12 protein-coding genes are annotated in these 13815 nt (G+C 61.7%); 5 read left to right on the top strand and 7 right to left on the bottom strand.

Features of this window, described 5'->3' with window-relative positions:
* Nucleotides 1-71: 71 nt before the first annotated feature.
* A complete protein-coding gene (locus K3759_RS07100) occupies nucleotides 72-1277 on the top strand; it encodes a multidrug effflux MFS transporter (RefSeq protein WP_259985584.1) in 1206 nt (401 codons plus the stop codon).
* Between the two features lie 18 nt (nucleotides 1278-1295).
* Here K3759_RS07100 and mfd read toward each other — a convergent pair whose 3' ends face one another.
* Both mfd and K3759_RS07090 read right to left on the bottom strand, forming a co-directional pair.
* Nucleotides 1296-4772, bottom strand: coding sequence for a transcription-repair coupling factor (gene mfd / locus K3759_RS07095; protein ID WP_259985272.1), 3477 nt, complete (start codon nucleotides 4770-4772; stop codon nucleotides 1296-1298).
* A 31-nt stretch (nucleotides 4773-4803) separates the two neighbouring features.
* Nucleotides 4804-5331 (bottom strand): component of SufBCD complex, encoded by a 528-nt coding sequence (locus K3759_RS07090; RefSeq protein ID WP_259985583.1) that lies wholly within the window; start codon nucleotides 5329-5331, stop codon nucleotides 4804-4806.
* A 119-nt stretch (nucleotides 5332-5450) separates the two neighbouring features.
* On the opposite strand from K3759_RS07090, the gene hemB reads away from it, so the two are divergent.
* Nucleotides 5451-6455: a porphobilinogen synthase gene (hemB, locus tag K3759_RS07085; RefSeq protein WP_259985270.1), complete on the top strand. Its 1005-nt coding sequence runs from the start codon at nucleotides 5451-5453 to the stop codon at nucleotides 6453-6455.
* 126 nt (nucleotides 6456-6581) lie between these two features.
* Complete coding sequence (locus K3759_RS07080; RefSeq protein WP_259985269.1) at nucleotides 6582-7148, top strand: YSC84-related protein; 567 nt, start codon at nucleotides 6582-6584, stop codon at nucleotides 7146-7148.
* Between the two features lie 77 nt (nucleotides 7149-7225).
* On the opposite strand, the gene K3759_RS07075 is transcribed toward K3759_RS07080, so the two are convergent.
* Nucleotides 7226-8098 carry an NAD(P)-dependent oxidoreductase gene (locus K3759_RS07075; RefSeq protein ID WP_259985268.1) on the bottom strand — a complete coding sequence of 291 codons (873 nt, stop codon included), beginning with the start codon at nucleotides 8096-8098 and terminating at the stop codon, nucleotides 7226-7228.
* Nucleotides 8099-8194: 96 nt separating this feature from the next.
* Here K3759_RS07075 and K3759_RS07070 point away from each other — a divergent pair, with 96 nt between their 5' ends.
* Both K3759_RS07070 and K3759_RS07065 read left to right on the top strand, forming a co-directional pair.
* Nucleotides 8195-10663 (top strand): penicillin acylase family protein, encoded by a 2469-nt coding sequence (locus K3759_RS07070; RefSeq protein WP_259985267.1) that lies wholly within the window; start codon nucleotides 8195-8197, stop codon nucleotides 10661-10663.
* Entirely contained in the window at nucleotides 10660-11226 is a 567-nt protein-coding gene (locus tag K3759_RS07065) for a pseudouridine synthase (RefSeq protein WP_259985266.1), read from the top strand. Before K3759_RS07070 ends, K3759_RS07065 begins: the two co-directional genes overlap by 4 nt.
* Here K3759_RS07065 and K3759_RS07060 read toward each other — a convergent pair.
* From K3759_RS07060 to hfq, 4 genes are all read right to left on the bottom strand, one after another.
* Nucleotides 11223-11624, bottom strand: a complete 402-nt coding sequence (locus tag K3759_RS07060) for a DUF2177 family protein (protein WP_259985265.1) — start codon at nucleotides 11622-11624, stop codon at nucleotides 11223-11225. The genes K3759_RS07065 and K3759_RS07060 overlap by 4 nt on opposite strands.
* 108 nt (nucleotides 11625-11732) lie before the next feature.
* Complete coding sequence (locus K3759_RS07055) at nucleotides 11733-12224, bottom strand: GNAT family N-acetyltransferase (protein ID WP_259985264.1); 492 nt, start codon at nucleotides 12222-12224, stop codon at nucleotides 11733-11735.
* 33 nt (nucleotides 12225-12257) lie between these two features.
* Nucleotides 12258-13556: a GTPase HflX gene (gene hflX / locus K3759_RS07050; RefSeq protein ID WP_259985263.1), complete on the bottom strand. Its 1299-nt coding sequence runs from the start codon at nucleotides 13554-13556 to the stop codon at nucleotides 12258-12260.
* Nucleotides 13553-13792 carry an RNA chaperone Hfq gene (hfq, locus tag K3759_RS07045; protein ID WP_007119530.1) on the bottom strand — a complete coding sequence of 80 codons (240 nt, stop codon included), beginning with the start codon at nucleotides 13790-13792 and terminating at the stop codon, nucleotides 13553-13555. The genes hflX and hfq overlap by 4 nt, the downstream gene beginning before the upstream one ends.
* Between the last annotated feature and the right edge of the window lie 23 nt (nucleotides 13793-13815).

Here is a 13815-nt window from a genome sequence, read left to right as displayed (position 1 = left end):
CCAGACGGATCCGCCGTTCGGGACAATCGCCGGAGCGCGCGCCCGTGACCACTCAAAACCCAGAATTCTCTATGGGGCGGATCGAATTCGTCGGCCTCATCGCGATGATGACCGCTACCATCGCCTTTTCCATCGATGCAATGCTGCCCGCCCTGCCTGAGATTGCAGCAGAACTCTCGCCCGAACTCGCCCACCGCGCCCCGCTGATCCTCACGGCCTTCGTGCTGGGCATGGGGCTGGGCACGTTCTTTAGCGGGCCGTTGTCGGATGCTTTCGGTCGCCGCAACGTGGTCTTTGGCGGCGCGGCACTCTATTCGCTGTCGGCCTTCGTGGCATGGATGAGCAACTCTCTGGAAGTCATGCTCGTGGCCCGTATTTTTCAAGGGCTCGGCGCCTCCGGCCCCCGCGTGGTGGCCGTGGCAATCATTCGTGACCTCTATCAAGGGCGCGAGATGGCACGGATCATGTCGGTGGTGATGATGGTATTCGCACTGGTGCCGGCAATGGCCCCGATGCTGGGCGCGGGGATCATCCTCACGGCTGGCTGGCGCGCGATCTTTATCGCCTTCATGGCCTTCTCGATCATCTCGGTCATTTGGATGGGCCTGCGCCTGCCCGAAACACTGCCGCCAGAAAGCCGCCGCCCCCTGCGCGCACGGTTGATCATTGGCGCAGTACGTGAGTTAGTCGGACACCCCACGGTACGCCTGTCGATCCTCGTGCAATCGCTGGCCTTGGCGATGCTGTTTTCGATGATCATGCTGGTACAGCCGATCTATGACACCGTCTATGGTCGGGGAGAGAGCTTCCCGCTGTGGTTCGGGGGCATCGCCGTTGTGGCGGCCAGCGCCAGCCTGATCAATGCGCTGCTGGTGGTGCGCTATGGCATGCGCCGATTGGTGAGCATCGCCTTTGGCTTTCAAATTCTGCTGTCAGGGGCCATGTATTTCCTGAACCTCGGCGCCCTGCCCGACCCTTACGGCTTTGCCGCCTTCGTCTTCTTCCAGACCTGCCTGTTCTTCCAAGCGGGGCTGACGTTGGGCAATCTCAACGCCATCGCGATGGAGCCGATGGGCCATATCGCGGGCATGGCGGCCTCTGTCGTAGGCGCGATCTCGACAGTGCTGGCCGCGCTGATTGCCTCCCCCGTGGGGCTGATGTTTGATGGCACGACCAAACCGCTGGCGCTGGCGATGCTTGTTATGGCGATCGCGGCCTATGGGATGATGCTCAACATGGGACGGGTTGAGAACCGGCAACCGGCGGCGGCGGAATAACCGCCGCCTTACAGGGGCTTAGCCCTTTGCCTTTGCCTTTGCCTTCTTTGCGGTTTTCTCTTTGGCGATCACATGTTCAGCAAGGTCACGTGCAATGGCAAAGGCACCCTTGATCTTATCGGCATCCGACTTCCAATCGCGGCGCACGACAATCTTGTTGTCCTTGACCTTTGCAAGCCCGCGCTGATCCTGAATGAACTGCACCAGCCCCTCGGGCGAGGCGAACTTGTCGTTGTGGAACTGGATCGTCGCGCCCTTCGGCCCGCCATCGAGCTTGGCGATCCCGGCGCGTTTGCACATGGCCTTGATCCGCACGACCAGCATCAGCGTGTTGACCTCTTTCGGCAGCTTGCCGAAACGGTCGATCAACTCGGCGGCAAAACCTTCAAGTTCCACCTTGGTCGACAGCTCGCTGAGACGGCGGTAAAGGCCCAAGCGCACATCCAGATCGGGCACATAATCTTCGGGGATCAGCACCGGCACGCCAAGGTTGATCTGTGGCGCCCATTGCTCGTCGGCCTCGCTGAGTCCCTCCATCTCGCCCGCTTTGATCTTGGCAATCGCCTCTTCCAGCATCGACTGGTAAAGCTCAAAGCCTACATCGCGCATCTGGCCGCTTTGATCTTCGCCCAGCAGGTTGCCCGCCCCGCGAATATCAAGGTCTTGCGACGCCAACGTAAAGCCCGCGCCGAGCGTGTCGAGACTGCCCAACACCCGCAAACGTTTTTGCGCGGTATCCGTCAGCTTGGCGCGCGGTTTGGTCGTGAGGTACGCATAAGCGCGGGTTTTCGAGCGGCCCACACGGCCCCTGATCTGGTAAAGCTGCGCCAGCCCGAACATGTCGGCCCGGTGCACGATCATCGTGTTGGCGGTGGGAATATCGAGGCCGGATTCAACGATTGTCGTGGCCAGCAGAATGTCGAACTTGCCGTCGTAAAAGGCGTTCATCCGGTCATCCAACTCGCCTGCCGCCAATTGCCCATGGGCGATAACGTAAGTTAATTCAGGCAGTTGCGCTTTGAGGAACTCCTCGATCTCGCGCAGGTCCGACACACGCGGCACCACGTAGAAACTCTGCCCGCCGCGATAATGCTCCCGCAGCAGCGCCTCTCGGATCGTCACCGCGTCGAACTCGCTGACATAGGTGCGGATCGACAGACGGTCGACGGGCGGCGTGCCGATCACCGACAAATCGCGCACCCCGGTCAGCGACAGTTGCAGCGTGCGCGGGATCGGCGTCGCGGTGAGGGTCAACACGTGAATGTCCGTGCGCAATGCCTTGAGCCGCTCCTTGTGACCCACGCCAAAATGCTGCTCTTCGTCGATCACCAGCAATCCAAGGTCTTTGAACCGGATGCCCTTCGCCAGCAGCGCGTGGGTCCCGATGACGATATCGACGGTGCCTTTGGCCATCTCGTCCCGCGTCGCCGTCGCCTCTTTGGCCGAGACAAAACGGCTCAACTGGCGCACCTCAATCGGAAAGCCGCGGAAGCGTTCGGCAAAGCTTTTAAAGTGCTGCCGCGCCAGCAGCGTCGTCGGCGCAATCACGGCGACCTGCACACCGGACATGGCCGCAACAAAGGCCGCACGCATGGCGACCTCGGTCTTGCCAAAGCCCACGTCGCCACAGACCAGACGGTCCATCGGGTTGCCGCTTGTCAGGTCGTCGATCACATCGCCAATTGCGCGCAGCTGGTCATCGGTCTCGCTATAGGGGAAGCGCGCCGAGAAGGCATCCCACATGCCCGGCGGCGGGTCGAGAACGGGGGCCTTGCGCAGCGCCCGCTCGGCCGCGATGCGGATGAGCTTGTCCGCCATTTCGCGGATGCGTTCCTTGAGCTTGGCCTTTTTCGACTGCCACGCCCCACCGCCGAGCTTGTCCAAAAGCCCTTCTTCATGGCCATAGCGCGACAGCAGTTCGATGTTCTCAACAGGCAGATAAAGCTTTGATTGCTCGGCATATTCCAGCACGAGACATTCATGCGCCGCGCCCGCTGCCGTCACCACTTCCATGCCGTGATAGCGCCCGATGCCGTGGTCCACATGAACCACCAGATCGCCGGGGCTGAGGCTTTGCGCTTCGGTCAGGAAATTTTCGGCCCGGCGCTTGCGTTTCGGGGCGCGGATGAGGCGGTCGCCCAGCACGTCCTGCTCGGAAATCACCGTCATCCCCGGCGCTTCGAACCCGTGCTCCAATGCCCAAACGGCCAGATGCAGCCCGCGTTTACCGATGCGTGTGGCATCTGTCACCGGAATCGCTTCGGCCAGTCCTTCGTCTTCGATCAGCCCGGTCAGGCGTTCGCGTGCGCCTTCGGAGTAGCTGGCAATCAGCACCGGTCCGACTTCAAGTTTCGCTTTAATATGCGAAGCCAACGCGCCGAAAAGGCTCACAGATTCCTGCTGCCGCTCCGGCGAGAAATTGCGCCCGATCCGCGCCCCGGCGTCCAATACCCCCGGCCCGGTCGGCTGCGGAAGCGGGTTGAATTGGATCACCCGACGCCCGACCAATTCTGCCTCCCAAGCATCGTCGGTCAAGTAAAGCCCCTCAGGCGGTGCGGGTTTATAGACGCTATCCATTTTGGAGCGCGTCTTCATCGCCAGTTGTCGCGTCTCATATTGGTCGGCGATCGTGTCCCACCGCGCGAGGCGCATAGGCGTCAGTTGATCGTCCAGCGTGATCGTAGCCTTCGGCAAATAGTCAAAGAGCGTTTCGAGGTTGTCGTGGAAAAACGCCAGCCAATGCTCTGCGCCCTGATGTTTGCGGCCCGCGCTGATCGCCTCGTACAGCGGATCGTCGGTGCCTGCCGCGCCGAACTCAATGCGGTAGTTCTGCCGGAAACGGGTAATCGCCGCCTCGTCGAGGATCACCTCGCTGACCGGGGCCAGCTCCACCAGATCGAGCTTTTCCGTGGTGCGCTGCGTCGCCGGGTCAAAGCGGCGTGCGCCGTCCAGCACATCCCCAAAGAGATCGAGCCGCACCGGGCCAAGGTCGCCGGGCGGGTAGATGTCGATGATCCCGCCCCGCACCGCATAGTCGCCCGGCTCCATCACCGTGGGGCTTTGCACAAAACCCATACGCACCAGAAATTCGCGCAGCGCCTTTTCGTCAATCCGGCTGCCGACACGTGCCGCAAAGGCGGCATCGCGGAGGGTCTCGCGCGCGGGGATGCGTTGGCTGGCCGCATTCAACGTCGTCAGCAGAACGAATTGCTCGGGCATCCCATGCACCAGCGCAGCCAGCGTCGCCATGCGCTGCGCTGAGATATCGGCGTTGGGCGACACCCGGTCGTACGGCAGGCAATCCCAGCTTGGAAAGGTGACGACTGGCATCTGAGGCGCATAGAACCGCAGGGCGGCCTGCATTGCCGCCATCCGCTTGTCATCGCGCGCCACATGGACCACCGGCTGGCCGCCCTTGGCGAGTTCATCAAGAATGGCGCGGGCATCAAAGCCTTCGGGAACGCCGGAGAGGGTGATATTACGCGGATCGTTCATCGGGTCTCAATTGGGCCTCAGGGAGGGCCTGTCAACCCGCCAGCGCACCAATGCTTAGATTTTGATACATTCCCCAAAGCGCGGTCACGAAGATCGAGATCATACCGATGATCTGGGTATAGAGCCGGTGCCGCATCAAACGGCGCTGCAACACGTCACCGGTCGAGCCTTCAATGCGGATCAGCCGCGCGGTCGACAGGCTCAGCAGCCCTACCAATGACATGGGGAAGCCGAGCAGCAGCAGGGCTTGGGCAAATTCGATGCCATAGGCAAACCCTAAAAGCACCAAAGAGGTCAGCACGAAGAACCCAAGCCCCAAGAGCCAGAGGCCCGAGACCTGCGAGATATAGAGCAGACGGTTCACATTGATGCGCACGATGTCTTCGAGATCAACCTGCGCCTCACCGCCATGACGCCGGGCGCGCAGCACCATGTCAAAGGGCACGCCCAGCACCCAATGACTTGCGGTGGACCACATCACAGCCAGCGCGATCCAGAACCAAAGGTTCGAGAAAGAGCGCATGTCAATCATTTCGAAAAGGGTCTGATACCAGTCCAAGGCGTGCTCGTCCGAAAATTGAGTTCGCATCTCTTAGCTGTCCGACGCGACAATTCATAGGGTTGAGGCGTTCAAAAATACATGGCAAGCCCGTGCCAAGCCATTCTGAGGTAATTTTGATGCAACCCGTCCACGCCCCCTTCCCCGCCACCCGCTTGCGCCGCACCCGCGCCAATGCCGGAATCCGCGCGCTGGTGCGCGAGAATGACCTGCAATTGGGTGATCTGATCTGGCCGGTTTTTGTGCGCGAAGGCGACGGGGTCGAAGAGCCGATCCCCTCCATGCCCGGCGTCATGCGCCGCTCGGTTGACAAGCTGGTCGCGGCGGTACGCGAGGCGGCGGATCTTGGTATCGGCGCGGTCTGCGTCTTTCCCTATACCGGCCCCGAGGACCGGACCGAAGACTGCGCCTGCGCGTGGGATCCGCAAAACGCCACCAACCGCGCCATCACGGCGATCAAAAAGGCCGTGCCGCAGATGGTGGTGATGACCGATGTGGCGCTGGACACCTATAACATTAACGGCCACGACGGTTTTGTCGAAGACGGCATCATCGTGAATGACCGCACCGTCGAGGCGCTGGTCAAGATGGCGCTGGCCCAAGCCGAAGCAGGCGCGGATATCATCGGGCCGTCGGATATGATGGATGGCCGCATCGGCGCGATCCGTGAAGCCCTTGAGACCGCCGGGCATCACGATGTGATGATCCTGAGCTATGCCGCCAAATACGCCAGTGCATTCTACGGCCCGTTCCGTGATGCAGTGGGCGCGTCTTCGGCACTCACGGGCGACAAGAAAACCTATCAAATGGATCCCGCCAACAGCGACGAAGCGCTGCGGCTTGTGGCACGCGATCTTTCGGAAGGCGCGGATATGGTCATGGTCAAACCCGGCATGCCCTATCTGGATATCTGCCGCCGTGTGAAAGACGCTTTCGGCGCGCCGACCTTCGCCTATCAGGTGTCGGGCGAATATAGCATGATCCGAGGCGCGGCGGACCAAGGTTGGGTCGATGGCGAACGGGTGATGATGGAGAGCCTTCTGGCCTTCAAACGCGCGGGCTGCGACGGGGTGCTGACCTACTTCGCCCCCGATGTCGCCCGGCTTTTGGCCAAAAGCGCGTGACCTAAGGGCGTAAATCTGCGCAAAGGGACCAATCAACATGACAAGGCGCGTGATTATGCGTAATCTCGCGCATAAGCTGGGAAAACCGGCAGCAGGCAACCGATCTCAAATATACAGGCAGAGAACATGAGCAATCAAACATACAACCGGCGCATTGTGACATTGGGCGCCCTCTCGGCGCTCGGGGTGACCGCGGCCTGCGGCAACGGCGTCGGCGGACGTGGCGGCGCGATGATCGACGCGCGTGTCGACGCGACACTGGCCGAGATGTACCGCGGCTATCCCAACACGCGACAGTTGGCCGAAAAGGCCAATGGCATGCTCGTCATGCCGCTGGTGACCGAAGCGGGCCTTGGCTTTGGCGGCGCATATGGGCGCGGTGCCCTGCGCGTCAACGACGTGACGGTGGACTACTATTCAGTGACCAAAGCCTCGGGCGGGTTGCAGATCGGCGCGCAGCAATATGCGCATGTGCTGTTCTTCATGACCGAGCCTGCCTTGCGCGAATTCCGCAGCTCGCCGGGTTGGGCCGCAGGGGCCGGTCTGGAATATGTGATTTCCGACAAGGGCGACAGCGTAAGCGCCGACACCACCACCGTCATGGCCCCCGTTCTGGCGGCGGTCTTTGGCCGCGCGGGCCTGCGCATCGGCGCGACGCTGGAAGGCACGAAATACACGCGGATCATCCCCTAACGCAGGGTCAACCAATGGTCTTTGAAGGGCAGCGCCAGTTTTTAACCGGCGCTGCCCTCTCTCTTTTGCCGTTTGGCTTAGCCCATGGCGCGCAGGCGTTTGATCAGGCTCGACGTATCCCAACGCCCGCCGCCCTGCTTTTGCACGTCTTTATAGAACTGATCGACCAGCGCTGTGACCGGCAGGCTCGCCCCTGTCTCATCCGCCGTGTTCAGACAGATGCCCAGATCCTTGCGCATCCAATCCACTGCGAAACCGTGGTTGAACTCATCCTCCAGCATGGTCTCATAGCGGTTCGCCATCTGCCATGACCCGGCGGCACCTTGGCTGATCACCTCAACCACTGCGCGACCATCAAGCCCGGCTTTTTCTGCGAAATGCAGCGCTTCGGAAAGCCCCTGCACCAGCCCGGCGATGGCGATCTGGTTGCACATTTTGGTCATCTGGCCCGCGCCGCTGTCGCCGATGCGGCGGCAAATCTTGGAATAGACCTCCATGATTGGCAGCGCCCGGTCAAAGGCGCCCTCATCTCCGCCGCACATGATCGACAATTGGCCGTTTTCCGCTCCTGCCTGACCGCCCGAAATCGGCGCGTCGACAAAGCTCACCTGCGCGTCATCGGCGGCGGCATAAAGTTCGCGTGTCACGGCCGCTGAAACGGTCGTGTGATCGACAAAGATCGCCCCCGCCGTCATACCGCCAAAGGCCCCGTCCTCTCCCAGACAGACCGAACGCAGGTCATCGTCATTGCCCACGCAGGCAATCACGAAATCCGCATCCTTTGCCGCCGCGTGCGGGGTCTTGGCCATGGAGCCGCCATAGGTTTTCACCCAGTCGTCGGCCTTTGCTTCGGTGCGGTTATAGACGGTCACTTCGTGGCCGGCCTTTTGCAGGTGCCCCGCCATCGGAGCCCCCATGACACCCAGTCCCAGAAACGCGAGCTTAGCCATGTGCTTTTCCTTATCATTCAGTTGCGTTATTGCCTGACATTACACCTACCACCCTGCGCGCTCCGGTCAATCTGCGCGCCAGCCGAGGACCCCCCGATGGCATTGATGTTTCGCTGGCTTATCCGATTGGCGGTGTTTCTCATTACGCTGAGCGTGGTGGTCTTGCTGCTGGTTTACTGGTTCGCCGCGCGGTCGCTGCCCGATTATGACGATACGGTTCAGGTTCAAGGCATCACCGCCCCGGTTGAAATCGTGCGCGACAATGCCAATGTGCCGCATATTTTTGGCGAAACCGATGGGGATGTCTTCTTTGGCCTCGGCTTTGCCCATGCCCAAGACCGGCTGTGGCAGCTGATCACACTGCGGCGCACCGCACAGGGGCGGTTGTCTGAGGTTTTCGGCACTGCCACCGTGACCACGGACAAGCTGATGCGGCGCTATGATCTATATCGCCTCGCCGTTGCCGCGGCGGATAAGCTCGACCCCGAGACCGAGGCCGCACTCGAAGCCTATTCCGCCGGGATCAACGCGCGTCTCGATCAGATCAACACCGAAGCCTTGGGCCGGGGCGCGCCTGAGATGTGGCTGTTCAATGCGCCCATGGCTCCGTGGCGACCTGCGGATTCGCTCGCGGTGGCCAAGTTGATGGGCCTGCAGATGTCGGGTCATCTGGAGGCCGAAGTGCTGCGCGCACGGGTGTCGTTGGAGTTGAGCAACCAAGACCGCCTGCGCGATATCCTGCCCGATGCGCCGGGCAGCGGGGTCGCCGCCTTGCCCGAATATGCCGCCCTCTTTCCCGAGGTGACGACGCGCCACGCCGCCGCGGTGCCGATGGACAGTCACCCGCTGTCGCCATTCAAACGGCAGGCCTTCGCCGGCGCTTCCAACGCTTGGGCCGCAGCGCCCACGCGCTCTGCTGCGGGCGGCACGCTTTTGGCCAATGATCCTCACTTGGGTTTCACCGCCCCCGCAATCTGGTATCTGGCCCGACTTGAGCTGGAGACGGGCGGCGTGATCGGCGGCACCATTCCGGGCATGCCCGTGGTGCTCACGGGCCGCAGCGCCGATCTGGGCTGGGGGCTGACCACCGCCTATGTCGACGACCAAGACGTCTATATCGAAGAGCTGAACCCCGACAACACCGAGGAATACCGCACCCCCGACGGGTTCAAGAGGTTCCGTAAACGCTCGTCCATCATCAATATCGCCGATGCCGACCCGATCACCGTTACCCTGCGCTGGACCGACAACGGACCGGTGCTGCCCGGTAGCCACTACAACCTTGGCAGCATCACGCCGCCGGGGCATGTGGCCTCTGTCGCCGCGACCCTCCTGACCGAAGAAGACACCTCGCTTGCCGCCGCGATGAAGGTGATGCGCGCGAAATCGGTGCAGCAGGCGATCAATGCCGCGACCGACTATGTGGCGCCCGCGCAGAACCTGACGCTGGTCGACCGCGACACCATCGCCATGAAAACCATCGGCGCCATGCCGCGCCGCGATGCCAATCACCAAAGCGAAGGGCGCATGCCCAGCCCCGGCTGGATCGCCGCCAACCGCTGGGACGGAATGCTGCCCTATACCGCGAACCCTGAGTTCATCGCCCCCGCGGGCGGCATCCTTGGCAACACCAACAACAAAACGGTTGACCGCCCCTTCCCCAACCACGTTTCCTTCGTCTGGGGTGATACACAGCGGGTGCAACGCTGGCAGCGGCTGATGCAAAACCGCGAGGTACATACCCGCGACAGTTTCATCGAAGCGCAGCTTGATACGGTCAGTCCCACGGCCCGCGCGCTCTTGCCGCTCATCGGAGCGGAGCTTTGGTTCACCGGAGAGGCCGCGCCCGATGGCACGCCCGAGCGTCAACGTCAGCGCGCGCTTGATCTGCTGGCGGGCTGGTCCGGTGAAATGAACGAGCACCTGCCTGAGCCGCTGATCTATGCCGCATGGGTCCGCGCACTACAGGACCGTCTGATCCGCGATGAACTAGGGCCCTTGGCCGAAGAGTTCACCCACGTCCAACCGCTTTTTATCGAACGCGCCTTCCGCGATGTGCAGGGAGCCGCGGAATGGTGTGACGTGCGCCAATCCGCGCCGGTAGAGACCTGCCACGACATGGCGCGGTTGGCGCTGGACGACGCACTGCTCTGGATCAAGGAGACTTGGGGCACACAGCTTGAGTCCCTCCGCTGGGGCGACGCGCATCAGGCCACCCATGACCACCCTGTCTTGGGCGAGGTGCCGCTCCTGCGCTACTTCGTGAACATCCGCCAATCAACCTCTGGCGGGGACAATACGTTGCAACGCGGGCTGACCCGCGGCACGGGCAAAGACCCGTTTTATAACGTCCATGGTGCAGGCTACCGAGGGGTTTACGATTTTGCCGATCCCGACAGTTCGGTCTTTGTCACCTCGACCGGGCAATCCGGACATTTCCTGTCGCGCCATTATGACGACATGGCGCAACTCTGGCGGCGCGGTGAATATATCCCAATGTCGCTGGATGCCGAACTGGCCCGCGCCGCCGCCGTGGGCGTGACCCGTCTGGAGCCTGCCCAATGACCGCCCGTGTGATCCTGCTGAACAAACCCTACGGCGTGCTGTCGCAATTCACCGATAAGGGCACCGAGGGCAGCAGCCGCCCAACCCTCTCGGCCTATGTCGATGAAAAGGGGTTTTATCCCGCCGGACGGCTGGACCGTGACAGCGAAGGCTTATTGGTGCTGACCGATCACGGCCCGCTACAGGCCCGCATCGCGCATCCCAAGTACAAGCGACCCAAGACTTATCTCGTGCAGGTCGAAGGCACACCGGACGCCGCCGCCTTAGAGGCGTTGCGCAAAGGTGTGGAGCTTAAAGACGGCCTTACGAAACCTGCAGAGGTAGATCAGATCGACACGCCCGAGACCCTCTGGCCGCGCGACCCGCCGGTACGTTTTCGCAAGACGGTACCGGACGTTTGGTTGCGCATCACCATCCGCGAGGGGCGCAACCGCCAAGTGCGGCGCATGACGGCGCATGTGGGATTGCCCACCCTGCGGCTGATCCGCGCCAGCGTGGGCGATTGGGAACTGGCCGGGCTGCAGCCGGGCGCTTGGCGCTGGTCGACGGAGAACGGCCGTTAGGTCAGCGCGCGGGCGATGGCGACGCCCGCGGTCGCCGCCGTGCCGGTCAGGAACGACCCCCAAGCGAAGTCCCGCGCCACCATGGCCCATGTCCAATCCTTAAGCGTCGCCAGATTGGTGAACTCATAGGTGCCATAGCCCATCGCGCCGATCAGCAACGCATTGCCAAAGACCCAAAGCAGCGAATGGTCCTGCATCATCGCGGGCCATGACACGAACCACAGCACCACCGCCACGAAGAAGGCGTAGAAGATTAGCGCCGGGGCCACGCGAAACTCATCAAGCAGCCAACCGCCAATGTCCCGCTCAAACACAGGTTTGATGAGATAGGTCAATCCAAGGTAATCCAATCCGAGGAAGACAACGACGGTTGAAATATAAAGGATGACGAGTGTCATTCGGCGCGCTCCGTTACTGATCGTATGACCATATGCGGCAGGACGTGGAAATTTCGAGGGGTTGGTCGTGAATAATGGGGCCTACACCCCGATCCGACCAATTGCCGCCTAGGACCGCGACCGCCGCATCAAAACCTCATCATGGTAGACACCGTTTACGTAAAGCGCCTCGGTGTCCACCGCCCATGTCGTAAACCCCATCCGCTCATAAAGGCGCAGAGCGGCTTGGTTTGTGGAAACGACCGATAGGCGGATTGAAGTGCAATCGGCAGAGGCCTCCGCTATGGCTGCCTCCATCAGCGCCGCCGCCAGCCCGGCCCCGCGCGCCCTTGGTCGCACGAACATGCCCCAGATCGTCGCGATATGACGGATTTTGGGCGATTGGGACTGGGCAAGCCCAACGATGCCCTCAAGGTAACCGGCATCACTGAAGCCACCAAATACGCAGCCCGATCCCAACCGCTTTGCCACATCGGCAAGTGTCAGGTTGGCTTCCTCCTCGAAGGATGCACCAAAGGCCTCTGAGTGGCTTCGCAACCCTTCGAGCCTGAGCGCATGAAAGGCAGCGGCATTACGGGCCTCAAGTTTCCGAATTTGCATCTTTTCCAATCCACTCGGCTTACGCCCAAACGATCAAATCTGCTGGAATTCAGCCTCTTGCCGCGCGGACCAGCGAACGGTAATCTCGAACCCGTCTTCGGTCTGACGCTCGCCTTCGACCACGTCCTGCGCAAACAGCCATGCGCGTTTCTTGCCTTCGGCAAAGCCAAGGATCAGCTCCGCCTCGCGTACCGCGCCTTGCAGCGCTTCGGCGATGGTCTCCTGCAGTGCCTCGAGCCCCTCGCCCGTGATGGCCGAGATTGCCAGCACATCGTCGTTGCGCGCCGCGCGAGCGCGCATGGCTTCGGCGCGGTCTTCGGGCAGCAGGTCCAGCTTGTTCCAGACCTCGAAACTGCGGGTCTCTTTCGGCACACCCAAAGTTGCGAGGATGTCGCGCACGTTCTGGGCCTGCTCTTCGGTCTCGGCGTGGGACACATCGCGCACATGGCAGACGATATCGGCCGCCAGCACCTCTTCGAGCGTGGCGCGGAAGGCGGCGACGAGTTCCGTGGGCAAATCAGAGATGAACCCCACCGTGTCGCTGAGGATGATCTCAGGCCCGTCCGGTAACACAAGGCTGCGCATGGTCGGGTCCAACGTGGCAAAAAGCATGTCTTTCGCCATGACCTCGGCCCCGGTCAAACGGTTGAAAAGCGTAGATTTCCCGGCATTGGTATAGCCCACAAGCGCCACAATCGGGAACGGCACCTTGGCCCGCGCGGCGCGGTGCAGGGCGCGGGTTTTCACGACCTTTTCCAACTGGCGGCGCAGGCGCACCAATTGGTCATCGATGGCACGGCGGTCTGCCTCGATCTGCGTCTCACCCGGACCGCCGACAAAGCCCAAACCGCCCCGCTGACGTTCAAGGTGGGTCCAAGCGCGCACCAGCCGCGTGCGTTGATAGTTCAGCGCTGCCATTTCGACCTGAAGCACCCCTTCACGGGTCGCCGCACGGTCGCTGAAGATCTCAAGAATCAGCCCGGTCCGGTCAAGCAGTTTGACGCCCCAAGCCTTCTCAAGGTTGCGCTGCTGGACCGGGGTCACCGGGCCATCAACAAGCACAAGCTCAACTTCGGCGTCTTTCATGCGCTGATCGAGTTCCTCAATCTTGCCTTTCCCGAAAAGCATGCCTGCATGCACCGTGCGCAGCGGCACGACTTCGGCCCCCACCACTTCCAACTCGGGCAAGGCCTCGGCCAAGGCCACAGCTTCGGCCAGCGCGGGTTCTGGCGCGCGCCGGTCGTTGTCGGTTTTAATATCAGGATGCAGCACCCAAGCGCGTGTTACGCGGGGCCCGTCGCTGTTATCGATCTGAAATGCTGGACGGCTCAAGAAGCGTCTTCGCCCTCGTAAAGGCTGATCGGCTGGCTCGGCATGATGGTGGAAATCGCGTGTTTGTAGACCAGTTGCGATTGGCCATCCCGGCGCAGCAGAACGCAAAAGTTGTCAAACCAAGTGATGACACCCTGCAACTTGACGCCGTTAATCAGGAAAATTGTCACCGGGACCTTTGTCTTGCGGACGTGGTTTAGGAACGCATCCTGAAGGTTCTGTCTGTCTGACGCCATGGTAGTCTCGCCTTTTGTTCTTG

Origin of the sequence: Sulfitobacter sp. W027, from assembly GCF_025143985.1 — a bacterium.
Taxonomy (GTDB): Bacteria; Pseudomonadota; Alphaproteobacteria; order Rhodobacterales; family Rhodobacteraceae; genus Sulfitobacter.
Note: the sequence above shows the minus strand (reverse complement) of the source record. Positions and strands in the feature narration are given on the sequence as shown.

Excerpts from the sequence above, each read along its gene's own strand:
- K3759_RS07080 (WP_259985269.1), top strand. The coding sequence starts at position 6,582 with ATGAGCAATCAAACATACAACCGGCGCATTGTGACATTGGGCGCCCTC.
- mfd (WP_259985272.1), bottom strand. The coding sequence starts at position 4,772 with ATGAACGATCCGCGTAATATCACCCTCTCCGGCGTTCCCGAAGGCTTT.
- K3759_RS07060 (WP_259985265.1), bottom strand. The coding sequence starts at position 11,624 with ATGACACTCGTCATCCTTTATATTTCAACCGTCGTTGTCTTCCTCGGA.
- hfq (WP_007119530.1), bottom strand. The coding sequence starts at position 13,792 with ATGGCGTCAGACAGACAGAACCTTCAGGATGCGTTCCTAAACCACGTC.
- K3759_RS07055 (WP_259985264.1), bottom strand. The coding sequence starts at position 12,224 with ATGCAAATTCGGAAACTTGAGGCCCGTAATGCCGCTGCCTTTCATGCG.
- K3759_RS07065 (WP_259985266.1), top strand. The coding sequence starts at position 10,660 with ATGACCGCCCGTGTGATCCTGCTGAACAAACCCTACGGCGTGCTGTCG.
- hemB (WP_259985270.1), top strand. The coding sequence starts at position 5,451 with ATGCAACCCGTCCACGCCCCCTTCCCCGCCACCCGCTTGCGCCGCACC.
- K3759_RS07070 (WP_259985267.1), top strand. The coding sequence starts at position 8,195 with ATGGCATTGATGTTTCGCTGGCTTATCCGATTGGCGGTGTTTCTCATT.
- K3759_RS07075 (WP_259985268.1), bottom strand. The coding sequence starts at position 8,098 with ATGGCTAAGCTCGCGTTTCTGGGACTGGGTGTCATGGGGGCTCCGATG.
- K3759_RS07100 (WP_259985584.1), top strand. The coding sequence starts at position 72 with ATGGGGCGGATCGAATTCGTCGGCCTCATCGCGATGATGACCGCTACC.